The following is a 24199-nucleotide window of genomic DNA, read 5'->3' on the forward strand; positions in this document are numbered from 1 at the left end:
CGCGTCACATCGTTTTCGTACCGTGTCGGTCGTCTGTGAGTTCGCTCACGAAGGGCGCTCAGGATTTGTTCAGACCAGCCGCGAAGGCGTATTCTTTCGATGTCGAAAAGTTCACCACGGAACATCGAAGCACAACCCAACACCCTGGATCAGGCAAAGGAGCCTACCCACAATGACCTCGCTCGCTCAGTCGATCAAGCACCACCGCGAGAACGCCCGTGCCCGTCGCGCCTTCGCCAAGGCCGTCGAGAATGCTGGCACCCCCGCGTCGCGTGACGACCTGATCATGGCGTGGCAGCGCTCGGGCAGCCGCATCTGACGCAAACGAATTCAGTGCCTCCGACTCCTGTCGGGGGCACTTTTGCGTTTTCCGACAGCATTCCATGTCGGCTTTTCGCCAAGATCGGGATTGACCGGCTGAAATTCGCAGGTTGGTTGAAAATGAACCCGTGATCACAATTGACAGGGAGAGCCACCAGGCTACGTATGAGCAGATCTGTTCGCAGGTGGCCGAAGGAGTGCGGGATGGTTCTTTCGCCGTCGGCAGCAAGCTCCCCACTGTGCGGGGCCTCGCCGCGACCCTGGGCATCGCACCTGGAACGGTCGCCAAGGCGTACACAGAACTCGAACGCTGTGGGCTCATCGTGACGCGTGGCCGAGCCGGCACCTTCATCGCCGCGGGGCAGGATTCGGCAGCTCAGGAGCTGCAGTTGGCGGCCCGCGAACTCGTTCAGCGCGTGCGTCGCTGGAACCCCAGCCGGGCCGAAGTGCTCGCGGCTGTGACGGTCGCCCTGGCTCACGAAAACATTGTGTGACGGATCTGTACTAACGACAAAGCCCGCCGACGCGCATCCGGCGCGCGTGGGCGGGCTTTGTTTTGTCTTGGTGTACTAACGCAATTGGGTCGAACTCAACTGCAGCAGTCTGCGCGCCACGACCAAGAGCTGAATCTGTTGGGTGCCTTCGAAGATGTCCAGAATCTTCGAATCGCGGGCCCATTTCTCCAGCAGCTGCGTCTCGGCGTATCCGGAGGCACCGCAGAGTTCGACGCAGCCAAGAGCGACGTCGACGCAGGTGCGTCCGGCCTTCGCCTTCGCCATGGATGCCTCCATGGAGTTGGGCTTGCCGTTGTCGGCCATCCACGCGGCCCGCAGGGTGAGCAGGTAGGCAGCCTGGAACTCCGCTTCGAACTGCAGCAGGCGCGCGGCTGCATTGCTCTGCACGTGCAGTGGTCGATCGGGGTCGACCACGACCCCCTCGGCCCTGAGCAACTCGGACGCGGTGTCGAGGCAGGCGCGGGTGAGGCCGACCGCCATCGCCGCGACCAACGGGCGGGTGTTGTCGAAGGTCTGCATCGCGCCTCCGAAGCCACCTTCGATCCGGATCTCGGGGTCACCGAGCAGATCCTGTGCCGGCACACGGCATTCCTGCAGGCTGAACGCCGCGGTGTCGGAGGCCCGGATGCCCAGCTTGTGCTCCAACCGCACGAGCTTCATACCGGGATTGGACCGCTCGACCACGAACGACTTGATCGCCTGCTTGCCCAGGGAGCGATCCAGGGTCGCCCACACCACGACGAGCTCCGCTCGCTCGCCGGCGGTGACGAAGATCTTCTCGCCGTTGAGCACGTACTCGTCGCCGTCCTTGGTAGCCGTGGTACGGATCGCGCCGGAGTCGGAACCGGTGTCGGGTTCGGTGATCGCCATGGCGGCCCACCGGTTGCCGTAACGCGCCTTCTGCTCCTCATTGGCGACCGCCGCGATCGCGGCATTGCCGAGCCCCTGACGGGGGATCGAGAGGGTGAGGCCGACGTCCCCTCGGCAGGTCTCCATGATCGACAGCACCGACGACAGATTGGTGCCGTTGCGGTTGGACTTGCCGGTGTTCCGTCCTGAGCCGACGCCCTTGGGTTCGGCGTCTTCTCGCGCAGAAGTCTGGGCCTTGGCCGAGCCCGAGGCGCCGGCGCCCTGACTCGCGCCCGAATCGCCCATGCCGTCGATGAGAGCCGACAGCAGGTCGAGTTCGCGCGGGTACTCGTGCTCTGCTCGGTCGTACTTACGGCTGATCGGGCGGAACACCTCGTCGGCGAGTGCACCCGCCTGCTTCAGCAGTGGCTTGAACTTACGGGGAACTTCGAGATCGATCATCGCTCTCCTCAGACCAGCAGCGTGCCCTCGAGCACGCCGGTAGCGCGCAGGTCGCGGAACCAGCGCTCGTTGTCGAATTCCTTGACGAAGCCGTGCCCGCCGAGCATCTGGACGCCATCACTGCCCACCTGGGTCGCGTGGCGCGCAGCCAGGGCGCGCGCCTGACCGATGAGATCGGCGGCGGCCGCATCGTTGCCCTCGTCCAGTTGGGCGGCCGCCCGCCAGACGACCAGACGCAGGGCCTCCACCTCGATCGCGATATTGGCCACCGTGAAGGCGACGGCCTGCCGATGCGCGATGGGTTCGCCGAAGGCCTTGCGTTCGACGGTGTAGGTCTTGAGCTGATCCAACACGGCTTGTCCCGTGCCGACGGCAGCCGCTGCCCAGGCCAGTCGGGCTCGTCGCACAGCGTCCATGTGGTCCTGCGCGGTGCCGAGCAGGTTCGCCGCCGGAACCCGCACCTGCTCCAGGTGGAGCACCCCGGTGTGTGCCGCACGGATGCCCATGGCGGGGTCGTCGGAGGTCGACAGGCCATCGGTGCCCGGCTCGACGATGATCATCCGTGCCTCACCGTCGAGCATCGCCGAGACGATGAAGAGGTCGGCTGTTGTGGCGCCGACCACCAACGACTTCGCCCCGTTGACGACCAGCTCGTCGCCTTCGCGGGTGGCCGTCGTCCGCGGGGCCAGCGGGTCGAAGAGTGGCTGCGCTTCCTGCAGCGCGATCGCCCCGGTGGCCGGCTCCTTCTCGTCGGTGAACGCCGGCAGGAAGGTGGCCTGCTGGCTCGAATCTCCGTAGTTCGCAAGCGCGTTCGCGACGGCTGCGCTCGACATGATCGCCACGGCCACACCCATGTCACCGCGCGCGAGCTCTTCGAGCACGAGGGCGCTGGTCACCGCTGAGCGCTCTTCGGCGACGCCGCCGAGGTCAGCGGGTACGCCCAGCAGGGTCATGCCCATGGCAGCGGCCTGTTCGAATACCTGCACGGGCACGGTACGTTCGGCGTCGGCGCCCGCAGCAGCTGGGCCAAGCACCTGGTCGGCCAACTCGCGCGCCGCCTCCTGGATCATCTGCTGATCGTCGGTGGGGGTGAGGTCGAACTCGCGGCGCGGCTTGGTCGGCCGTGGCCGCGAGGCATCGGCGCCGCCGGGTTTTTTGGTGAACGCGCGTCCGGCGACCGTCTGTGCCTTGAAGCCGGTCTTCGCACTGCGGTAGAGCACTTTCTCCACCTTGCCGCGCAGCACCGGGTTCTTCAGTGCGTCGAGTCCACCGGCCCGGGTGATCAGGCGCATACCGAACGCCTGTCCTCGGTCGGCGATGGACGGCTTGCTCTGCAGCGTCATCTCTGCCCTTCGGATCTGCGGGGAACGGGCTCCGCGAGCGGCGGAGCCCTCTTGGACAGCAGACTAACTGAAACTGATACCCCAAGTATCGGAAACGAGCCGTACCGGATACCTGGTCAGGGACGAGGCAGTTCGTCGAAAGCGCGAGCCACCGCCTCGAAGCGCTCGCGGTCGAGCACGGCGCCTTCGCGACGCACGAAGGCGCCGTCCACCCGAAGGACGCGGTCGAGGCGCACCTCGCTGGATCGGCCGCGCGAATCCCACGGACCACTGCCGAGGTCGAACCAGTGCCGACCGGCTGCACGTTCCTGCTCGGCGTCCCGGTCGTGATCCTTGCTGGTCATGGGCAGTCCAAGCAGCCAGGTGTCGTCTCGGCCCACCAGGAGGACGGGCCGGTCCTTTCCCTGGGTGTGGTCTTCCTCGTAGGGCACCCAGGTCCAGACCACTTCGCCCGGGTCAGGTAGTCCGTCGGGCACCGGGCGGTACTCGAAATCGGGCCGTCCGTGGTGGTCGCCGGGGTAAGCACCCGCACCGCTGCGGAGCCGAGTCGGCGGCGTGGTGGGGCGGGACTGTTGGCCAGCTGCGGAGCGAGGTGGGGAAGAAGGGCCGAGAATTCTTCGCGCGAGCGTGCGCACGCGGGCGAGGTCAAGACGCATGTCTCTACTTCAGCAGGTCTCCCGCTGGTTGTGCGCGCAAGGAGTGATCGAGCACGGTGGCGATATGAGCGGTGCCGATCCGCCCACCTGCCCGCTCCACACCGAGTGCGATCTGCATGATGCAGCCGGGGTTGGCGGTGACCAGCAGCGCGGCGCCGGTGTCGATGACATTGCGGGCCTTGGCATCGCCCAGTTCCTTGGCGGGCTCGGGGTTGAGCACGTTGTAGATGCCGGCTGAGCCGCAGCAGATGGAGGCGTCGCGGATCTCCTTGACGTCCAGGCCGGGGATCGCCTTGAGCAAGGCCCGTGGCTGCGCGCGAACTCCCTGGGCGTGCCCGAGGTGGCAGGCGTCGTGGTAGGCGACGGTGAGCGGGAGCGGGTGGTAGCTCGCCACCGAGCCGAGCTCTGCGATGAGCTCGCTGAAGTCGCGCACCTTGGCGCTGAACTCCCGGGCGCGTGGGTGCCCTGTTGATGCGCCTTGCCCGCCGTCGGCGCCGGTGAGCAGGAACTCGTACTCCTTCATCGCGCTGCCGCAACCGGCCGAGTTGACCACGATGTACTCGACCTCGTACTGGTCGAACGCGGCGATCAGTTGCTCCGCGAAGCCCGCGGCCTCATCCTCACGTCCGGAGTGCCCTGACAGTGCGCCGCAGCAGCCCTGGCCACGCGGCACGATCACCTCGCAGCCCTCGGCCGCGAGCACTCGGGCGGTCGATGCGTTGACCCCGGAGAAGAAGGCGTCCTGCACACACCCGGTGAGCAACGCGACGGTGGCACGTTTCGTGCCGACCGCGGGGATGCGTTCGCTCAGCTGCTCGGGCTTTGTCAGCGCTGGGGTCAGCTTCTGCAGCATCGCCAGTGATGGTGAAATGCGTTCCAGCAGAGTCGAATTCGCCAGGGCACGATCGAGGCCGACTCGTTGGGTCAGGCGCAGTGGTCCGCGCAGCGCCTTGAGGCGGCGGGGATAAGGGAACAGCTTGAAGACCGCAGTGCGCAAGGCCCGGTCGGCGCGTGACCGCTCGACGTGACGTTCCACCTGCGGACGCATCTGCTCCAACAAACGGTCGTACTGCACACCGCTGGGACACGAGGTGACGCAGGCCATGCATCCGAGGCAGGCGTCGATGTGTCCGCCGATCGTGCTGTCCAGCGGCGCTCCCTCGTCCACCGATTTCATCAGGTGGATCCGGCCGCGGGGAGAGTCCATCTCCTCACCCCAGAGCACGTACGTGGGGCAGGTCGGCAGGCAGAAGCCGCAGTGCACGCAATCGGCGAGCAACGCCGGGTCGGGCGGGTTGTGGTCGTCGAAACCGCCGGTCGGCACGGCTGTGCGTTCGTCCGGGCTGATGGACTCCATGGTCAGATGCCTCCCACGAATCTGCCCGCGGCCAGGGAATGGCTCGGGTCGAACTGGTCCTTCACCTGCTGCATCACGGCCACGGCGGGAATCGGTCCCCAGATGTCGACGGTTTCGCGGATCTGGCGAGGTGCGTCGAGCACGATGACGCTCCCGCCCCGGGCCGCGCGGCGCAGGCTGTCCAATGCAGCGCTCACGTCGGCGGCGCTCGCAGACTCCCGGGCGGCGTAGAGCACTCCGGCGCCTGCCGATCCCTGCACGATCCATCCCATCTGCGCTGCGGTTCGGGCGACAGCGGGCACGGCTGAGAGTTGCGCCGTGATCTTCAGGCCGGTCTGTTCTCCGACTGTCCATGGGTGGGTGCGGGCCCAGGCCGGCTCGTCGCCTTCGGCGCCGCCCAGATCGGTCGCCACGCGAGCAGCGCGGGCGGCGACACCCTCTTCGGTGCCTTCGAGCAACAGCGCAAGTTGAGCTGATTCGGTTGACTCGCAACGGATCTCGATTGCACTGGGGGCGTCCTGGGTGTGCAGTGCCGCCGCGAGCACCTCGCTCAACCGGTCGAGCGGGACGTCCGCCGTCACCCACCGGAACGCCGCCGGAACTGGGTGGAGGCGGAAGGTCGCCTCGGTGACGACGGCGAGGGTGCCGTACGACCCCACGAGCAGTTTGCCGAGGTCGTAACCGGCGACGTTCTTCACAACCTTGCCTCCGGCGTGGGCGATCGTGCCGTCGGCCAGCACGAGGGTGATGCCGATCAGCAGATCGCGCATCGTCCCGGCAAGCACACGTAGCGGCCCGCTCGGATTCGTGGCAATGGCGCCGCCGACCGTCGAGCCGGGCACCATCTCATCCAGCGCCAATCGCTGCTTCGCCTGCCCGCACAGTTGCTGGACGTCGGCGAGTGGGCAGCCTGCTTGTGCGCTGACGATGAGGTCGCCAGGCTGGTGCTCAAGCACTTGGTCCATCGTCGACATATCGAGCAGGACGTCGGTGGTGCCTGCCGGGCCACCCCAGGTCTGTTTGGTGCCGTGTCCGCACACGAGAACCGAAGCGCCCCGCTCGTGTGCGAGACGGAGTGCCGTCGACACCTCCTGAGTCGTGGTCGGCCGCACGGTCACCGCAACGTCGGCTCCGTCGAAGGTGTCCGACATGGCTGCAGCGTCGATTTCGTGGTCGTGCAGTGCGTCCAGCAGTTGCATCAGAAGACCTCCGCCCGGCCGGCGAAGCGGTCGGGTTCGTCTGCAGTGTGCTTTCGTGGCACCTCGCCGCACAGTCGCGGGGTTGGATAGATCTTGCCGGGGTTGGAGATGCCGGCCGGGTCGAAGGCGCAGCGCACGCGCTGCATGGTGTCGAGGTCGATCTCGGTGAACATCTTCGGCATGTGCTTGGCCTTGTCGAAGCCAACGCCGTGCTCACCGGTGATCGATCCGCCGTGTTCGAGGCAGAGGTCGAGGATTGCGCCCGACACCTCTTCGGCACGGGCCTCTTGTCCGGGCACCGCGCCGTCGAAGAGCACCAGCGGGTGCAGATTGCCGTCACCGGCATGGAAGACGTTCGCCACCCGCACGCCCTTGGTCTCGGCCAGTTCGCCCATCTGGTGCAGCACCTGCGACAGCTTCGTCCGCGGGATCACGCCGTCCTGCACGATGTAGTCGGGGGAGATGCGACCGACCGCCGCAAACGCCGACTTGCGCCCCCGCCAGATCGCGGCCCGCTCCTCAGCGTCGGCGGCGAGCCGGATCTCGAAGGCGCCGGCTTCGCGGCACAGCCGTTGGGCCTGCGCAGATTCGGTCTCGACCTCGGCCGTCGGGCCGTCCAGCTCGACGACCAGCACCGCTCCCGCCCCTCGTGGGTAGTTGCACGCCACCGCTGCTTCGGCGGCTTCGATCGCGAGCGCATCCATCATCTCGATGGCAGCCGGGACGATGCCGGCGGCGATGATCGCCGAGGTGGCTGCGCCGGCGGCATCGGTCGATTCGAATCCTGCGAGGAAGGTCTGCACAGTTTCAGGAGTGCGCAGCAGGCGCACCGTCACCTCGGTGGCGACGCCCAAGGTGCCCTCCGAGCCGACGAATGCACCGAGCAGGTCATAGCCAGGAGCATCGGGTGCCCGTTGCCCGAGCGTGACCGCCGAGCCATCGGGCAGCACCACCTCGGCGGCCAGTACGTGATTGCTGGTGAAGCCATACTTCAGACAGTGCGCGCCACCGGAGTTCTCGGCGACATTGCCGCCGATCGAGCAGATCTGCTGGCTGGAGGGGTCAGGCGCGAAGTAGTAACCCTGGGGTGAACTTGCCTGTGTCACAGACAAGTTGATGACGCCGGGGTCGACGACAGCACGCTGGTCGGGCGCCGAGACCTCGCGGATCTCGCGGAATCCGCTCATCACGACCAGGACGCCGTCGGCGTGGGGGAGGGCTCCGCCGGAGAGCCCCGTGCCGGAGCCGCGGGCGACGAAGGGCACCCGCATGTCTGCGCATGCTGCCACTGTCTGCTGCACCTGCTCGGCGTCCTGGGCGAGCACCACGACGGCCGGGCGCACCCGATGTACCAGCAGGCCGTCGCAGTCGTAGGCGTCCAACCGGGCCGGATCAGTGATCACTGCGCCCTCAGGAAATTGCGACTTCAGGCGTTGGGTGAGCGCGGCGATGGCCGATTGCGATGCGTTCATCGGATTTCCTCTCCGGCGGCCCCACGGTGGGCGCGGTCTGATTGTGACCTCGGCCACGTGCACGCTAGCAAAAGGTCCGACCAATTGGGGCATGCTCGGTGAGGTTGCTCACGATGCGATGCGCGGATTCGCGGGTAGCAGGGCTCGCGCCCCAGACTTGATAGGTGACCGAACCACTAGCGCTGCACGACATCGGCGACCACTCCCGCCTGGCCGACGAGTCGACGAAGCCGCTCGGATCGGACTCGCACTCTTCGCACTCGCTCTCGGTGGATTCGCGATCGGCACCACCGGGTTCGTCACGATGGGCTTGTTGCCCCAGATCGCCGACGGCATCGACGTGAGCATCCCGGCAGCCGGTCATGTCGTCTCCGCATACGCCTTGGGCGTGGTCGTCGGCGCACCGCTGATCGCGACCCTCGCCGCCAAGGTGCCGCGCAAGACTCAGTTGGTCGCGCTGATGGCGGCGTTCGCCGTCGCCAACATCGCCTCGGCGCTCGCCGTTTCCTACGGCTCCCTCATGGTGGCGCGGTTCCTGTCGGGTCTGCCGCACGGGACCTTCTTCGGCATCGGTTCGGTGGTGGCCGCTTCGATGGTGGCGCCGAACCGGCGTACGTGGGCGGTGTCGATGATGCTGGCCGGTCTCACGGTCGCCAATGTCATCGGTGTGCCGTTGTCGACTCTCATGGGGCAGCACCTCGGCTGGCAGTATCCCTACGCCTTCGTCGGTGCCTTGGCAATTGCCTGCGTCGCGGCGGTGATCGCTTGGATTCCGGTGCAGCCTGCCGACGAGAACGCATCGGCCACCAAGGAGCTCAAGGCGCTGACCCGACCACAGGTCTGGCTCGCGCTCGGCATCGGCACCGTCGGCTTCGGCGGCATGTTCGCCACGTTCTCCTACATCACCCCGACGATGACCGACCTGGCCGGATTCTCGGAGAGCACCGTCCCGCTGATCCTGGTGGTCTACGGCGTCGGTATGACCATCGGCGCCACGGTGGCCGGCAAGGTCTCGCAGTTCGGTCTCATGCGGGGCATCATCGGCTCACTCAGCCTCATCGCGCTGCTGCTCGCAGTGTTCGGATTCCTCGCCCAGGGCAAGGTCACCGCCGTGATCGCGGTCTTCCTGCTCGGCTTCCTGCCCACCATCCTGGTGCCGATGCTGCAGACCCGCCTGATGGACGTCGCCCAGGAGGGTCAGTCGCTCGCAGCCGCGCTCAACCACTCCACCCTCAATGCCGCCAACGCCCTGGGCGCCTGGATGGGCAGTGTCGTGCTCAGCCGCGGATACGGCTACGAATGGCCGAGCCGCCTGGGCGCTCTGCTCGCCGTCGGCGGGGTGTTCATCGCCCTGGTCTCGGTGTGGCTGGGACGCCGCGAGGCCGCCAGGTAGGCCGCTGCCGGACGTCATGGGAGACTTGAGCGGTTGACCCCCGTACGTCCAGCACCCGAGGAATCATCTGTGGCACCCATGGCACGCACCGCGCTGCAACCAGCCGCGACGCCGCCTTCGCAGATCCGCAACTTCTGCATCATCGCGCACATCGACCACGGCAAGTCGACCCTTGCCGATCGCATGCTCCAGATCACCGGAGTGGTCGACGACCGCGCCATGCGGGCGCAGTACCTCGACCGCATGGACATCGAGCGCGAACGCGGCATCACCATCAAGAGCCAGGCCGTGCGCATGCCGTGGGAGCTCGACGGAGAAACCTTCTGCCTCAACATGATCGACACCCCTGGTCACGTCGACTTCACCTATGAGGTGTCGCGATCGCTGGCCGCATGTGAAGGCGCCGTGCTGCTGGTCGATGCCGCCCAGGGCATCGAGGCCCAGACCCTCGCCAATCTCTACCTGGCGATGGAGAACGACCTCACGATCATCCCCGTGCTCAACAAGATCGACCTGCCGGCGGCGCAACCGGAGAAGTACGCCGAGGAACTCGCCGGTCTCATCGGCTGTGAGCCAGAGGATTGCCTGAAGGTCTCGGGTAAGACCGGTTTCGGCGTCGAGCCGCTGCTCGACCAGATCGTGCAGCAATTCCCTGCGCCCGTCGGTGACCCTGACGCCCCCGCCCGCGCGATGATCTTCGACTCGGTCTACGACACCTACCGTGGCGTAGTCACGTACGTACGTGTGGTCGACGGCAATCTCAACCCGCGCGAGAAGATCCAGATGATGTCGACCAAGGCGACCCATGAGTTGCTCGAGATCGGTGTCATCTCACCGGAACCCGTGCCGTCCAAGGGGCTGGGCGTCGGCGAGGTCGGTTATCTCATCACCGGTGTGAAGGACGTCCGTCAGTCACGTGTCGGTGACACCATCACCTCCGCGCGCGAGAGTGCCACCCAGGCGCTGGGTGGATATCGCGATCCGAAGCCGATGGTCTTCTCCGGCCTCTACCCGATCGACGGTTCCGACTACCCGGTGCTGCGCGACGCGCTCGACAAGCTGAAGCTGAACGACGCGGCGTTGGTCTACGAGCCGGAGACCTCCGCGGCACTCGGCTTCGGCTTCCGCATCGGCTTCCTCGGAATGCTCCACCTGGAGATCGTGCGTGAACGCCTGGAGCGCGAGTTCGATCTCGACCTCATCTCCACGCTGCCGTCGGTGGTCTACGACGTGAAGTTGGACGACGGGCGCACCGTCATCGTCACCAACCCCTCGGAGTTCCCCGAGGGCAAGGTCGACTCGATCACCGAGCCGGTCGTGCGGGCCACGATCCTGGCGCCGGCAGAGTTCATCGGCGCGATCATGGAGCTGTGTCAGTCACGACGCGGCTCGCTGCGGGGTATGGACTACCTGTCCGAGGACCGCGTCGAAATGCGCTACACCCTGCCCCTGGCCGAGATCGTCTTCGACTTCTTCGACTCCCTCAAGTCACGCACCCGCGGCTACGCATCGCTGGATTACGAGCCCGACGGTGAGCAGCAGGCCGACCTGGTCAAGGTCGACATCCTGTTGCAGGGTGACAAGGTCGACGCCTTCAGCACGGTGGTGCACCGTGAAAAGGCCTACGCCTACGGGGTGATGATGGCCGGCAAGTTGAAAGACCTCATTCCCCGGCAGCAGTTCGAGGTGCCGATCCAGGCCGCGATCGGCGCTCGGGTCATCGCGCGCGAAAACATCCGCGCCATCCGTAAGGACGTGCTTGCCAAGTGCTACGGCGGTGACATCAGTCGTAAGCGCAAGCTGCTTGAGAAGCAGAAGGAGGGCAAGAAGCGCATGAAGATGGTCGGCTCCGTCGAAGTGCCGCAGGAAGCCTTCATCGCCGCACTCTCCCAGGACGGCTCCGACGCCAAGGCCAAGAAGTAAGTGGCCGGGCAGGATTCACCGTTGTCGGCGGATACACCCAGTTCGGATCGTCCGCTCGCCCGCACTCGGTCTTTCACCCGGCGAGGCGGACGCATGCCTGACCGGCATGAACGTGCGATGGATCAGCACGGCCAGACCTATGTGCTCGATCTGCCGCTCAACGGCACCGACACCACGCTCGACAGCGGATACCGCTTCGATGCCGCATCGACCTTCGGGCGTACGGCCCCGCTCGTGGTCGAGATCGGTTCCGGCGCGGGTGACTGTGTGGTGCACGCGGCTGCCGAACGTCCCGATCTCGACTTCCTGGCCTTCGAGGTGTGGCTGCCCGGGGTTGCCCACACCGTCACCAAAGCCGTCGCCGCGGGCGTTACCAACCTGCGGATCGCTGTTGCCGATGCCGCGTGGTCGTTGCCGGTGATGTGCGCGCCGGGCTCCTTGCGCGAGGTCTGGACCTTCTTCCCAGACCCGTGGCCCAAAACCAAACACCACAAACGGCGCATGGTGCAGCAGAAGTTCGCGCTCGACATCGCCGAACTCCTCGAGCCCGGTGGCTCGTGGCGGCTGGCCACCGACTGGGCCGACTACGCCTGGCAGATGCGCGATGTCGTGGAGGACTGCCCGGCCTTGCTGAACCCGCATGCGGGTCGTCTCGCCGATCCCGGTGACCCGCAGGTCGATCCGGAGGGGGAGCGCGGCGGGTTCGCGCCACGGTTCGAGTTGCGTCCGATCACCCGCTTCGAACGCAAGGGCTTGAAGGTCGACCGGGTGGTGCGTGACCTGCACGTCGTCCGCACGCGCTGACGCGCTGGACGTACCGACACTCTTGTTCGTCGTTCGGTGCACCTGAAGTTACTGTCGGGTAATATCGATCACATGTCATCGACGCACGACATGTTCCGAAGGTTCGACGCCAAACCGCTCGGTAAGAAGGCCTTTTCTGTCGCCTTCATGCTGAAGGCGCCCTATTTCGCCACCGTGCGCCCGCAGGTTCAGGTGATGGAGCCGCACCACGGGGTGGTGAAGATCCGAAAGCGTCGGGGCGTTCAGAACCACATCGGCACGGTCCACGCCATTGCTGTTGCCAACGGCATGGAAGCGGCGATGGGCCTCCTCTGTGAGGCGACCACGCCGAAGGGAATGCGCTGGATTCCCAAGGGGATTGCGCTCGACTACTCGGCGAAGGTGACGACGGACGTCCGCTGCGAGGCACGCACGGAGCCGGCAGATTGGGAGAAGGAGCCGCCGTTCCAGGTGGACGTGCGGTGCACCGCCTTCATTGATGACGGCACCGAGGTTGTTTCGGGCATCATTCCGGTGTGGGTCACCGCAAAGAGTTGAGTCCTCCGGCGACGGACGACACCGTTCCCGATGCAGTGCGGTCAGCTCTCGCCGACGAGGAGAAGGGCGATCTGGCCAAAGCGCGTCTTCGCCTCGGTAGCTACCTGGCTCACGACCCCGACCACGCCGTGGCCCGCACCTTGTTGGTGCGGCTGTGCCGCGCGGCCGGCGACCCCGCTGCGGCTGGTCGGTGGGGCTATCTGACCGACGACGCGACAGATGCAGAGAGGGACGCCTTCGACGCGCAGTTCGGTGGAGACCGCGAGCGGGTGCATCGTGAATTGAACGACAGTACACGCGTATCGAGGCCCTCGGTCGCCTCCCAGACACGCATTAGTCGACTACCTGTTCGGACCGCGAAAGAGACTGATTCGCAACGACCTTCGGCTGAAAGTAGCCGTTGGCCGGACCGCCTCTTCGGCCTTGGGTGCCTGCTGTGTCTGCTGTGGTCTGTAGTGCTCATGCTGCTCGGGTCATGGCAGGTGGCGCAGTACGTGCTGCACTGACTCCCGCTTCGTCCGCTCTGCCTGCGTCGGTGACAATGGATCAATGCCCAGTGCGCTGCCTGACGGCGAACCCATCTCCTCCGACGGTCTCATGGACGGTCTTTGTCGGTCGAGGCACACCGACGATGCTCGACCCGCATGAGTGACTCCGGGCAGCCTGTCCGCGCGTCGCGCCGCATCACACCGATCGGGCTGGCCGGGCTGGTAATAACCCTTTCGGTGGCCGGCGTTGCGATGCCGCTGGGAAGCCGACTACCGCTGGTCGGTGGCCCTGTCTTCGCGGTGCTCATCGGCTGCGCGATCGCAACGCTGGTCCCGGCATCCAGATCTGGCGCGCTCACCGCCGGCTATACAATCGCAGCCCGCACGGTGCTCCAAGCATCGGTCGTCCTACTGGGCACCGGACTATCCCTCAGTGCTGTCGTTGAGGTCGGCGTGTCATCTGTGCCAGTGATGCTGGGCACGCTTGTCGTCGCACTGCTGGGCGCGCGATGGATCGGTCGCTGGCTGGGCGTCGACCCGCAGGTGCGGACGCTGATCGGCGTCGGTACCGGGATCTGTGGCGCATCCGCAATCGCAGCAGTTGCCTCGGTGTGCAAACCGAAGAATTCCGACGTCGCCTACGCCCTCGGCACGATCTTCACCTTCAACGTTGCCGCGGTGCTCACCTTCCCCATGCTCGGTCATGTCATCGGGATGTCGGGGGAGTCCTTCGGCCTCTGGAGCGGTACTGCCATCAACGACACGTCCTCGGTCGTGGCTGCGGCCTACAGCTTCGGTGGCGGAGCGGGCGAGCACGCGATCGTGGTGAAGCTGACCAGAGCGCTGATGATCATTCCGGTCACGGTCGCGCTCGCGGTGCTCCTTGCACGGCGAGGCGGAAGCGCGGGCACGGCTCTGCCTTGGCGTCGAGCCGTTCCCGGGTTCCTCATCGGATTTCTGGTTGCCGCCGCTCTCAACACGATCGGGGCAGTTCCGTCCGGCTGGCATGGTGCGCTCTCGCTGCTGGCCAGTTTCCTGATCTGCGTCGCGATGGGCGGAATCGGGCTGCTCATCCGTCCGGCCGAGCTGCGCGCGACCGGCCACCGACCGATTCTGCTCGGAGGCGTCTTGTGGGTGCTCGTCGCGTTGAGCAGCCTCGTCTTCCAGGCGATGACCGGCACGTTGCGCTGAGCCTTGTCGTCGGGCCGGTCACCGCTGCTGATCGGCGCAGGGCGTCCAGTGTTACGGCGTCGGACCAGTCGGTGACAATGGATCAATGCCCAGTGCGCTGCCGGACGGCGAACCCGTCCCCTCCGACGGTCTCCTACCCGACGCGGCGCTGGAATCCCTGCCGCACAAACACTTCGGCGTCTACCTGCACGTTCCGTTCTGCCGTGCGCGCTGTGGCTACTGCGACTTCAACACCTACACGCTGACCGAGCTCGGCCCCGGCGCAGGAGTGACCTCGTATGCCGACACCGCGCTGCGCGAGATCGAGTTCGCAGCCAAGGTGCTCGGCGAGCGTCGGCCGTCGATTTCGACGGTCTTTGTCGGTGGAGGCACACCGACGATGCTCGACCCGCGTGACCTGGTGCGGATGGTCGATGGCTTGCGCAAGCACTTCGGCTTCGCCTCCGATGTCGAGATCACGACGGAGGCAAACCCCGACTCGGTGACGCCACAGTCGTTGGCGGTACTGGCCGAGGGCGGGTTCACTCGGGTGTCGTTCGGGATGCAGTCGGCCGTGCCGCATGTGTTGCAGACCCTTGAGCGCACCCACGACCCGGCAAATGTCGGTCGCGCCATCAAGGCAGCTCGATCGGTCGGGCTCGACACGAGCCTCGATCTGATCTACGGCACGCCGGGGGAGTCGCTGGACGACTGGCGCACATCGCTCGAGGCTGCTGTCTCCCTCGAGCCTGGGCACATCAGCGCCTACGCGCTCGTCGTAGAGGAAGGCACCAAGCTCGCCGCGCAGGTGCGTCGCGGACAGGTGCAGATGCCGGACGACGACGACGAGGCCGACAAGTACGAGCTCGCCGACAACCTGCTGGCGAGGGCGGGTTACCAGTGGTACGAGGTGTCCAACTGGGCCACAGACGCATCACTGCGCTGTCGCCACAACGAGCTCTACTGGGCGGACGCCAACTGGTGGGGAATCGGGCCAGGGGCGCACAGTCACGTCGGCGGCGTGCGGTGGTGGAACGTGAAGCATCCGAGTGCATATGCCCAGCGACTTGTCGCCGGCAACTCTCCCGGTGCGGGTCGCGAGATTCTCACTGACGATCAGCGTTACGAGGAGCGGGTGCTGCTCGGTATCCGCCGGTCAGCGGGCCTGTCGATCGACACTCTCGAGGCGGACGGCCGGCTCGCCATCGCCGGACTCATCGCTGATCAGCTGGTCGACGGGCCGAGTGCCCTGCGTGGGCAGCTCGTGCTCACGCTGCGTGGGCGGCTGCTCGCAGACACCGTCGTACGTCGACTGCTCGGCTTCTAGTTCAGAGATCCAGTCCGAAGTCGAGACAGGTCACGCTGTGGGTCAGCGCACCGATCGAGATGATCTGGGCACCTGCCTCGGCGAGTGGGCGCACAGATGCCTCGGTGACGCCGCCGGAGACCTCAAGTACCAGTGGCGCCGGGTGCTTTGCGATCCGCGCTGCACCGTTGCGGATCTGCTCTGGCCGCATGTTGTCCAGGAGGACCGCATGCACCACGGCGGAGTGACCCCGCTCGATGCGCTCACGATCGAAGATCAGCACGGTGTCGAGCTGGTCGAGCGTGTCGACCTCGATCTCCACGCGCACCAGGTGGCCGCTGCGCTCGGCGAGTCGACTCAGCACGACTTCGAGCCCACCGCCTAGGCCGATGTGGTTGTCCTTCACCAGGATTGCGTCATGCAGACCGAAGCGGTGATTGACTCCGCCGCCGTCGAGAACGGCACGCTTCTCCAGCGCTCGAAGACCAGGTGTGGTCTTGCGGGTATCCGCGATCTGTGCGCCCGTGCCTTCGACGAGCTGCACGATGGAGGCGGTGCGACTCGCGATTCCGCTGAGGTGGCCCAGCAGGTTCAACGCGGTGCGTTCGGCGGTGAGGATCGATGCGGCCGATCCTGTGATGGTCGCGACACGATCGCCCGGGCGAAGGCGGTCGGCGTCCCGGTGGAACCACTCGACCGCGAGTGACGGATCGACCGCGGCAAAGGCACGCGAGGCGGCTGCGCTACCTGACAGCACCCCGTCCTCCCGGCAGACGATGTGTGCAGTCCCGGCTCGTTCCGGGTCGATCGTGACGGCCGTGGTCAGATCGCCGGCCAGACCCAGGTCTTCGGCCAGCGCGGTCCGGACGATGCGGTCGATCTCGATGTCGATCATGCGAATACCCCTTGCGCTGAACACTTTTCGGCAGCGGTGCGGTCGTCGGAGCGTCGATGGGCGCCGACGCTGAACGGGTGCAACAGCGCGGAGCGGGCGATCAGCCAGGCGACGTACCCCGCGTCGTCCGAACGCATCGTCGACAACTCGTCAACGGCGTCTTCCAGAGTCGATCCGTCACGCACCACGCCGCACGCTCGGCTCAGGATCTGCCTCACACGAGGCAGATGTGCACTGACCGTGAGGCTGCGGCCGACGACCGTCGCCGGATCTGCGCGCAGCAGGTCGGGGTGCCAGCCACCGCTTGAGCAGTCGCGAACATCAGCGGCCGCGGCGCGTGCGGTCACCACGGCCTCCAGCAGTGAATTGGAGGCCAAGCGATTCGCACCGTGCAGACCTGTGCGCGAGACCTCACCGACCGCCCACAGGCCGGGCACGGTGGTGCGGGCATGTTCGTCCACGCTGACGCCGCCCATCGCGTAGTGCAGGGCCGGACGCACGGGCAGCAGGTCGCGGGTGATGTCGAGCCCATGGGCGGCGCAACTCGCGCAGACGCCGGCGAAGCGTGTTTCGACCGATGGGATCGCGCGAGCGTCGAGGTGCACGCGGCGTCCAGCGTCCAGTTGCTCCCATACTGCTGCGGCGACGACATCGCGTGGCTGCAGTTCATGCACGAAGCGTTCGCCGTCGGCGAGCAGCAGTGCCCCAGCGCCTCGGAGGGCTTCGGTCAGCAGCGGGTTCGGATCGGCAGGTACGTCGAGCGCAGTCGGGTGGAACTGCACCAGGTGCAGATCGTCAATGCGGGCGCCGACGCGCGCAGCCACCGCCACACCTTGGCCCAGCGCGGTCGAGGGGTTCGTCGTGTGTGACCAGAGGCCGCCCATTCCTCCGGTTGCGAGCACTACCCGATTTGTCTGCAGCACAACGGATTCACCGTTTGGGCTGGTCAACTCCACGCCGCTGATCGCACCGTCGGTGGTGAGCAGTCGGCGGAGGCTGAACCCTGCGAGCGTCGTGACATGTGGCATGCGGCGCACGATGCCGGCCAGTGTGGACGTGATGGTCGCACCGGAGGAGTCGCCGCAGTGGGCCACCCGTGAGCGGCTGTGGCCACCCTCGAGCGCGAGGTCGAACACACCCTCCGTGGTGCGGTCGAAGGGCACGCCCAAATCGGCGAGGAGTCGGACGACATCGGGTGCGGCATCGGTGATTCGCCGAATGGTTCTGGTGTCACCGATCTGCGCACCGGCTCGTCGCGTGTCGGCGGCGTGCAACGAGGTCGAGTCATCGCCTGAGAGAGCAGCGGCGATGCCTCCTTGCGCCCACATGCTCGCGGCTGCCTGGGTGAGCTCGCCCGCGGTGACCAGGACGCAGTCGTGCGGTGCGAGAGCCCACGCGGTGGTGAGGCCGGCGAGGCCGGAGCCGATGACGACCGGGAGGCCGGAAAGGTGTCGCAGATCGTCGCTCATGAGTGATCCTTGGCTTCGGGTCGGGTCTTCACAGCGAGCATCCGTTCGATGGCGCGACGGGCCGGCACTTCGAGCGCGGGGTCGACGGTGATCTCGTTGCGGCCGGTCTCCAGAGCACGCCGGATGGCCGTCAAGGTGTTGCGCTTCATGTGCGGGCAGAGATTGCACGGTCGCACGAACTCGACGTCGGGATGGTCGGCTGCGACGTTGTCGCTCATCGAACACTCGGTGATCAGCGCGACCTTCAACGGCTTGCGTTCGGTGACGAAGTCGATCATCTGCGCCGTCGATCCGGCGAAATCGGATACCGCCACCACCTCGGGCGGGCACTCGGGGTGGGCAATGACCGTCACGCCGGGGTGGCCGTCCCGGATGTCGTCGATGTCCTTGGGGGAGAAGCGCTCATGCACCTCACATGCGCCGGGGTGGGTGATGACCTCCACTCCGGTGCGGGCGGCGATGTTCCGGGCGAGGTACTGGTCGGGGATCATGATCACCTTCTGCGTGCCGAGCGACTCGATCACCTCGACGGCGTTGCCGGAGGTGCAGCAGATGTCACTGGCTGCCTTGACCGCCGCGCTGGTGTTCACATAGGTCACGACCGGCACACCTGGGTGAGCCCGACGAAGGGCGGCGATGTCGTCCGGCGTAATGCTTTCGGCCAGAGAGCAACCCGAGCGCAGGTCGGGCAGCAGCACTCGTTTGCCGGGATTGAGCAGCTTGGCCGTCTCCGCCATGAAGTGCACGCCGGCCAGCACGATCGTGCCGGCCTCGACATGCTGCGCCTCACGGGCCAGGGCCAGGGAGTCGCCGACGATGTCGGCCACGCCGTGGAAGACCTCAGGCGTCATGTAGTTGTGCGCGAGGATCACGGCGTCCTGCTCGCGCTTGAGTCGCTGGATGGCTTCGATCTCCGGCTCGAACAGTGCCCACTCGACCTCGGGGATCACGTGTCGGACCTGGTCGTACGTCGCTGCACTCACGGCTGCTCCTTCCATATTGCTCAGGATGAGCAAATGCTTGATGTGAGCATAACACTGCAGCGGAGGATCAACGTCGAGTGGCCGGGTTATGAGCGGGTGGCTGCGCTATACCCCGGCCGCTGGTTCATAACCCGGCCACTCGGCGGGTGGTGGGCGCTCAGCGAGGACGGGGGAGGGGCAGCTTGGTGCCCACCTGCTGCCGCTCGCTGAAGACCTCGCGGCGGAAGCGGTACAGCCGTGCCGGGCGCCCGCCGGTGCTGTGGTCGATCTCGTCAGTGGGTTCGACCAGTTGGTGCTGTTGCTCGACGACGCGGCGGAAGTTCTGCTTGTGCATGGGCTGCCCGGCCAGTGACTCAACAACCGCCTGCAGATGGCCGAGGGTGAACATCGGCGGCATGAGCTCGAAGACCACCGGACGATATTGCAGCGTCGTCCGCAGGCGCGAGAGTCCGGTGGCGACGATGCGGCGGTGGTCGACGTCCATCGCTTCGCCCGTGAGCGACTCAACCTCCGAACATGTTTCAGCAGAGGCGGATTCAGCGACGAGACCGGCTTCCCAGAGCAACTCGTAGCGCTGCAGCGCAAGCTCCGGACGCCAGGGTTGTGAGCCCGCTCCGAAGAGGTGATCTGCGCGGGCAGTGCGGGCCGACTTCTCGCCGCGAGGCGCCTGCTGCGCCCACTCACTGAGGCGGCGCCGCAGGGTCTGGGCCAGGGCAGACGCTGCGGGATCTCGGTGGTCCTCCCAGGGCAGCAGTGTGTAGAGCGGCAACCACCCGGAGTCGTCCGAGGGGCGGGTGAGGCCGAGATAGGAGATGGAGATCGTGCGGGACGCCTCGTGGGTGCGTCCCAGGTCGGCGAAGGTGTAGAGCTGCTCCACATGGCCGAGCTGTTGGCCGGTCTGTTCCTTGGCGAAGTCGCGGACGCCGTTCTGCAGGCTTGGTTGGTCTGATCGCAAGGGCCCGGCCGGCAACCGGATCGGGCTGCCGGACGCCAGCACCATCGGTTCGTCGCGCACCGAGATCACCAGGGCGACCAACTCGGCATGCACGGCTGCAGAGGCAGGCGCAGCCGAATCTGTCTCCAGAGACCTCCTCGCCTGAGAGGGCTCGACCGGTTTGCTACGCACCATGCCCGGAGCCTACTGAGACGACCCGCCGGCCGGGCTTGACGTCATCAGTTGGGTGCGGTGACGAAATCGATGAGTTCCTCGACGCGGCCGAGGAGTTCGGGCTGCAGGTCGGCGTAATTGCTGATGCTGCCGAGGATGCGTTTCCAGCCGTGCGCGACGTCTGCCTGCGTGCGATGCGGCCACCCGAGTTCAGCCAAGATGCCGTGCTTCCAGGAGGTGCCGCGCGGAATGACCGGCCACTTGGTCCAGCCGAGCTTCTCGGGGCGAACGCTTTGCCACACGTCCACATACGGGTGGCCGACGATGAGCACGTGGTCGCGCGCCTCCGGGATGGCACGCGCGGCCTCAACGATGCGTTGTTCCTTCGTTCCGGGCACCAGGTGGTCGACGAGAATGCCCATCCGTCGTCCGGGCCCGGGGGAGAAGTCGCGGATCACCGCCGACAGGTCGTCGACGCCGTCGAGCATCTCCACGACGACTCCCTCGACCCGTAGGTCGTGTCCCCAGACCTTCTCCACGAGTTCGGCGTCGTGGCGTCCTTCGACGAAGATCCGGGAGCCCAGCGCGACGCGCGCCTTCTGATCGGCCACTGCCACCGATCCGCTGGCCGTGCGGGCGCTCGCCTGACGGGCAGCCGCCAGCGCCGCTGCATCCGCGGGCTTGGGCGGGGTGAGCTCGACCGGTGAGCCGTCGATCAGGAATCCGGGCCCGAGCGGGAACGCGCGCACCTTGCCGCGGCGATCCTCCAGGTGCACCACCTGCATGCCTCCGACCTTCTCCACTCGTACCACCGCGCCGACGAATCCGGTGTCGACCTCCTCGACGACGAGGTCGAGTTCGGCGGGCACCGGGGCGGAGCGTCCGCGTTTGGGGGCGCGCCAGTCGCCGGAGAGAACGTCGGAGCCATATCGGTCGGTCACGGGCGACAACCGTAGGCGAGGCCGGTGTCACGACGGAGCCGACACGCGCGGCGTCGGCGAGCGCGTAGAATTGGCACTCGTATGCCCTGAGTGCCAACGGAGAGGAGGGTCACCCCGTGAGTGAAGAACGTCGACTCGACGTGCTGCGCGCGATCGTGCAGGACTACGTGGCCACCTCGGAGCCGGTGGGTTCCAAGGCTCTGCTCGACCGGCACCAGCTCGGGGTGAGCGCCGCCACCATCCGCAACGACATGGCCGCGTTGGAGGAGGAGGGCTTGATCAGCGCCCCGCACACCTCCGCGGGCCGCGTGCCCACCGATGCCGGCTACCGCCGGTTCGTTGACCGTCTCGGTCACATGAAACCGCTGTCGAAGTCGGAACGGTCGGCGATCGAGACCTTCCTGCAGCAGGCGGTCGATCTCGACGACGTCGTCGACCGCACGGTACGACTCCTGTCGTCACTGACCAACCAGGTGGCGGTCATGCAATACCCCACGATCGGTCGCGCCACGGTGCGTCACCTCGAACTCGTCAGCCTGGCCGAAGCCAGGGTCATGGCGGTGATGATCCTGTCGACCGGCCGGGTGGAGGAACGCATCCTCAACCTCGAACACACCGAGGACGACCTTGCCGGGCTGAAGGCCGCCTTCAACGAGTTGGTTGTGGGTCGCACACGGGCCGATGCGGCCGACGCCGTCGTCGCGTGGGCCGATGCGCGCCCTGTGCCACCTGCCGACAACTCCACGTCCGCGCAGGCCGCCCACTTGGTGGCCGATCTGCTGGCCGAGGAGCGCGAAGATCGTCTCGCCCTGGCCGGACGCGCGCACCTGGCCCGCTCGGTGCATGACTTCCCCGGGTCGATCGGTCCGGTTCTGGATGCGCTGGAAGAACATGTCGTGTTGCTGCGTTTGATCCAACAGATGCAGGCCGAAGGTGAGGATGCCGTCTTCGTCCGGATCGGTGGCGAGAACTCCGTCCAGGGGCTGCGCAACACCTCGATCGTCAGCACCGGCTACGGCGCGGGCGGTATCGGTGTGCTCGGCCCGACCAGGATGGACTACGCCACGTCGATGGCGGCCGTACGCGCCGTCGCCCGCTACGTCTCCGACCTACTCGAGCAGTAAAGGAAACTCGTGACCGACTACTACGCCGTCCTCGGCGTGTCCAAGGACGCCTCCGCCGAGGAGATCAAGCGGGCCTACCGCAAGCAGGCTCGCAAACTGCACCCGGACGTCAACCCCAGCGCCGACGCGGAGGCGGAGTTCAAGAAGGTATCCCAGGCCTACGAGGTGTTGTCCGACCCGGGCACCCGCCAGCAGTACGACATGGGCGGCGACCCGTTCGGCGGGGCCCAGGGCTTCGGCGGCAACTTCAGCTTCACCGACATCATGGACGCCTTCTTCGGTGGCGGTGCCGCCGGTGGCCAGCAAGGTCCGCGCTCGCGGGTGCAGCGCGGCCAGGACGCTCTCGTGCCGTTGCAGGTCGATCTGTCGACAGCAGTCTTCGGAGCCAACGAGCAGCTCGTCTTCGACACCGCCATCCGATGTGAGACCTGCACCGGCACCGGTGCGCGGCAGGGCACCGGTCGCCGCACCTGCGATGTGTGCCACGGGTCGGGTCATGTGCAGCAGGTGCAGCGGTCCTTCCTCGGCCAGGTGATGACCACCCGTCCGTGCGGCAACTGCAGCGGCTTCGGCGAGGTCGTGGAGTCTCCCTGTTACGACTGCTCCGGCGAAGGACGTCGCCGCGACCGCCGCACGCTGACGATCAAGGTGCCGGCGGGCGTCGACACCGGCACCCGCATCCAACTCGCAGGTGAAGGTGAGGTCGGCCCCGGGGGCGGCCCCAACGGCGACCTTTACGTCGAGGTGCGTGTGCGCAAGCACCAGACCTTCCAGCGTCAGGGAGACGACCTGCACTGCTCGGTCGAATTGCCCATGACCGCAGCGGCTCTGGGCGCAAAGCTTCCGCTCGAAACTCTCGACGGCGTGCGCGAGGTCGAGATCAAGCCAGGCACGCAGCCCGGCGATGTCATCAAGCTCAGCGGCCTGGGCGTCACTCACCTGCGCACCGACATCCGCGGTGATCTGCTGGTGCACGCCAATGTGCGCACGCCCACCAAACTGGACGGCACGCAGCAGGACCTCCTGCGTCAGTTCGCGTCCGCACGCGGTGAAGAACGCCCAGAGGGACACTTCGAGCGCGCCGACAAGGGCCTCTTCGGCAAGATCCGGGACGCCTGGGCGGGCAAGTGACCGCACCGCTGTTCCTGCTGGCGGCCGGGACACTGGCTGACCCGGCGGTCGGCGGTGTCATCGAACTCGACGGCCCCGAAGGAAGACACGCAGCGACGGTCAAGCGCCTGGCCGTCGGGGAGCAGGTGTTGCTCGCCGATGGAAGCGGCGTCGTCGTGCACGGTGTGGTCAGTTCCGTGGCCAAGGACCGGCTCGACGTCGTCGTCGAAAGCCTTGAGCATGCTCCACCGGCGATCCCGCGGGTCACCTTGGTGCAGGCGCTGGCCAAGGCGGACCGTGACGACCAGGCGATCGAAGCAGCCACCGAACTCGGCGTTGACGTCGTCGTGCCGTGGCAGGCCGAGCGCAGCATCGTGCAGTGGAAGGGCGAGCGGGGAGCGAAGTCGCTGCGTAAATGGGAGCAGGTGGTGCGCGCTGCCGCCAAACAGTCGAGGCGCGCGACGGTGCCGGTGGTCGAGCCGCTGGTCGACCGCAGAGCACTCGTGTCGTTGATCGAGGGACGTCGCACCCTGGTGCTGCACGAGGACGCCGACCAGACGCTCAGTGCAGTCGAGCTGGATGTCGAAGAAGTCGTCCTCGTCGTCGGCCCCGAAGGGGGCATCGCCCCGGCTGAACTGGACGCATTCGCGGCGGCCGGCGCCACGACGGTGCGCCTGGGCCCCCATGTGTTGCGCTCCTCCAGTGCGGGTCCGGCCGCGATCGCCGTGATCATGGCGGCCACCCGCTGGCGCTGACCAGAGGCGCCATCCGGCC

General features: G+C 66.7%; 23 protein-coding genes. 12 read left to right on the forward strand and 11 right to left on the reverse strand.

All coding sequences use genetic code 11. The features are described 5' to 3' along the window. Window positions 1-172: 172 nt before the first annotated feature. Window positions 173-319: a hypothetical protein gene (locus J5M86_RS05640; protein ID WP_188060237.1), complete on the forward strand. Its 147-nt coding sequence runs from the start codon at window positions 173-175 to the stop codon at window positions 317-319. Window positions 320-449: 130 nt separating this feature from the next. Then, window positions 450-815, forward strand: a complete 366-nt coding sequence (locus J5M86_RS15595) for a GntR family transcriptional regulator (protein ID WP_188060238.1) — start codon at window positions 450-452, stop codon at window positions 813-815. 75 nt (window positions 816-890) lie between these two features. On the opposite strand, the gene J5M86_RS05650 is transcribed toward J5M86_RS15595, so the two are convergent. The 6 genes from J5M86_RS05650 to J5M86_RS05675 all read right to left on the reverse strand — a co-directional run bounded on the left by J5M86_RS05650 (window position 891) and on the right by J5M86_RS05675 (window position 8174). Continuing rightward, the gene (locus J5M86_RS05650; RefSeq protein ID WP_188060239.1) at window positions 891-2147 is read right to left on the reverse strand and encodes an acyl-CoA dehydrogenase family protein; all 1257 of its coding nucleotides are present in this window, start codon (window positions 2145-2147) and stop codon (window positions 891-893) included. Window positions 2148-2155: 8 nt separating this feature from the next. Further along, the gene (locus tag J5M86_RS05655; protein ID WP_188060240.1) at window positions 2156-3490 is read right to left on the reverse strand and encodes an acyl-CoA dehydrogenase family protein; all 1335 of its coding nucleotides are present in this window, start codon (window positions 3488-3490) and stop codon (window positions 2156-2158) included. Between the two features lie 116 nt (window positions 3491-3606). Next, window positions 3607-4146 carry a type II toxin-antitoxin system PemK/MazF family toxin gene (locus J5M86_RS05660; RefSeq protein WP_188060241.1) on the reverse strand — a complete coding sequence of 180 codons (540 nt, stop codon included), beginning with the start codon at window positions 4144-4146 and terminating at the stop codon, window positions 3607-3609. A 4-nt stretch (window positions 4147-4150) separates the two neighbouring features. Next, window positions 4151-5503 (reverse strand): (Fe-S)-binding protein, encoded by a 1353-nt coding sequence (locus tag J5M86_RS05665; RefSeq protein WP_188060242.1) that lies wholly within the window; start codon window positions 5501-5503, stop codon window positions 4151-4153. Between the two features lie 2 nt (window positions 5504-5505). Beyond that, a complete protein-coding gene (locus tag J5M86_RS05670) occupies window positions 5506-6702 on the reverse strand; it encodes an FAD-binding oxidoreductase (RefSeq protein ID WP_188060243.1) in 1197 nt (398 codons plus the stop codon). After that, window positions 6702-8174 (reverse strand): FAD-linked oxidase C-terminal domain-containing protein, encoded by a 1473-nt coding sequence (locus tag J5M86_RS05675; RefSeq protein WP_188060244.1) that lies wholly within the window; start codon window positions 8172-8174, stop codon window positions 6702-6704. The genes J5M86_RS05670 and J5M86_RS05675 overlap by 1 nt, the downstream gene beginning before the upstream one ends. A gap of 304 nt (window positions 8175-8478) precedes the next feature. Here J5M86_RS05675 and J5M86_RS05680 point away from each other — a divergent pair, with 304 nt between their 5' ends. The 7 genes from J5M86_RS05680 (at window position 8479) to hemW (ending at window position 15816) form a co-directional block, all read left to right on the forward strand. Continuing rightward, complete coding sequence (locus J5M86_RS05680) at window positions 8479-9567, forward strand: MFS transporter (RefSeq protein WP_244328502.1); 1089 nt, start codon at window positions 8479-8481, stop codon at window positions 9565-9567. Window positions 9568-9645: 78 nt separating this feature from the next. Then, window positions 9646-11490: a translation elongation factor 4 gene (gene lepA, locus J5M86_RS05685; RefSeq protein WP_188060375.1), complete on the forward strand. Its 1845-nt coding sequence runs from the start codon at window positions 9646-9648 to the stop codon at window positions 11488-11490. A gap of 93 nt (window positions 11491-11583) precedes the next feature. Beyond that, window positions 11584-12294 carry a tRNA (guanosine(46)-N7)-methyltransferase TrmB gene (gene trmB / locus J5M86_RS05690; protein WP_188060245.1) on the forward strand — a complete coding sequence of 237 codons (711 nt, stop codon included), beginning with the start codon at window positions 11584-11586 and terminating at the stop codon, window positions 12292-12294. 36 nt (window positions 12295-12330) lie between these two features. After that, window positions 12331-12831 (forward strand): hotdog fold domain-containing protein, encoded by a 501-nt coding sequence (locus J5M86_RS05695; RefSeq protein WP_370587327.1) that lies wholly within the window; start codon window positions 12331-12333, stop codon window positions 12829-12831. Further along, complete coding sequence (locus J5M86_RS05700; protein WP_188060246.1) at window positions 12810-13337, forward strand: DUF6584 family protein; 528 nt, start codon at window positions 12810-12812, stop codon at window positions 13335-13337. Before J5M86_RS05695 ends, J5M86_RS05700 begins: the two co-directional genes overlap by 22 nt. Before the next feature lie 138 nt (window positions 13338-13475). Continuing rightward, a complete protein-coding gene (locus J5M86_RS05705; RefSeq protein ID WP_188060247.1) occupies window positions 13476-14510 on the forward strand; it encodes a YeiH family protein in 1035 nt (344 codons plus the stop codon). Window positions 14511-14595: 85 nt separating this feature from the next. Beyond that, window positions 14596-15816 carry a radical SAM family heme chaperone HemW gene (gene hemW / locus J5M86_RS05710; RefSeq protein ID WP_188060248.1) on the forward strand — a complete coding sequence of 407 codons (1221 nt, stop codon included), beginning with the start codon at window positions 14596-14598 and terminating at the stop codon, window positions 15814-15816. Between the two features lies 1 nt (window position 15817). On the opposite strand, the gene nadC is transcribed toward hemW, so the two are convergent. The 5 genes from nadC to J5M86_RS05735 form a co-directional block, all read right to left on the reverse strand. Next, on the reverse strand, window positions 15818-16690 hold the full coding sequence (nadC, locus tag J5M86_RS05715) for a carboxylating nicotinate-nucleotide diphosphorylase (protein ID WP_188060249.1): 873 nt from the start codon (window positions 16688-16690) through the stop codon (window positions 15818-15820). Next, complete coding sequence (locus tag J5M86_RS05720; RefSeq protein WP_188060250.1) at window positions 16687-18159, reverse strand: L-aspartate oxidase; 1473 nt, start codon at window positions 18157-18159, stop codon at window positions 16687-16689. The genes nadC and J5M86_RS05720 overlap by 4 nt, the downstream gene beginning before the upstream one ends. Then, window positions 18156-19142 carry a quinolinate synthase NadA gene (nadA, locus tag J5M86_RS05725; RefSeq protein WP_244328503.1) on the reverse strand — a complete coding sequence of 329 codons (987 nt, stop codon included), beginning with the start codon at window positions 19140-19142 and terminating at the stop codon, window positions 18156-18158. Before nadA ends, J5M86_RS05720 begins: the two co-directional genes overlap by 4 nt. Window positions 19143-19299: 157 nt before the next feature. Next, window positions 19300-20271 carry a hypothetical protein gene (locus tag J5M86_RS05730; RefSeq protein WP_223158444.1) on the reverse strand — a complete coding sequence of 324 codons (972 nt, stop codon included), beginning with the start codon at window positions 20269-20271 and terminating at the stop codon, window positions 19300-19302. A 44-nt stretch (window positions 20272-20315) separates the two neighbouring features. After that, window positions 20316-21191, reverse strand: a complete 876-nt coding sequence (locus J5M86_RS05735; protein WP_188060252.1) for a DUF3097 domain-containing protein — start codon at window positions 21189-21191, stop codon at window positions 20316-20318. A gap of 116 nt (window positions 21192-21307) precedes the next feature. On the opposite strand from J5M86_RS05735, the gene hrcA reads away from it, so the two are divergent. The 3 genes from hrcA to J5M86_RS05750 are packed head-to-tail and all read left to right on the forward strand — an operon-like array spanning window position 21308 to window position 24180. Continuing rightward, window positions 21308-22315 carry a heat-inducible transcriptional repressor HrcA gene (gene hrcA / locus J5M86_RS05740; RefSeq protein ID WP_188060253.1) on the forward strand — a complete coding sequence of 336 codons (1008 nt, stop codon included), beginning with the start codon at window positions 21308-21310 and terminating at the stop codon, window positions 22313-22315. 9 nt (window positions 22316-22324) lie between these two features. After that, on the forward strand, window positions 22325-23446 hold the full coding sequence (gene dnaJ / locus J5M86_RS05745; RefSeq protein WP_188060254.1) for a molecular chaperone DnaJ: 1122 nt from the start codon (window positions 22325-22327) through the stop codon (window positions 23444-23446). Next, window positions 23443-24180, forward strand: a complete 738-nt coding sequence (locus J5M86_RS05750; protein ID WP_188060255.1) for a 16S rRNA (uracil(1498)-N(3))-methyltransferase — start codon at window positions 23443-23445, stop codon at window positions 24178-24180. The genes dnaJ and J5M86_RS05750 overlap by 4 nt, the downstream gene beginning before the upstream one ends. Window positions 24181-24199 lie beyond the last annotated feature (19 nt).

It is taken from the genome of Yimella sp. cx-51 (genome assembly GCF_017654605.1).
GTDB lineage: Bacteria > Actinomycetota > Actinomycetes > Actinomycetales > Dermatophilaceae > Yimella.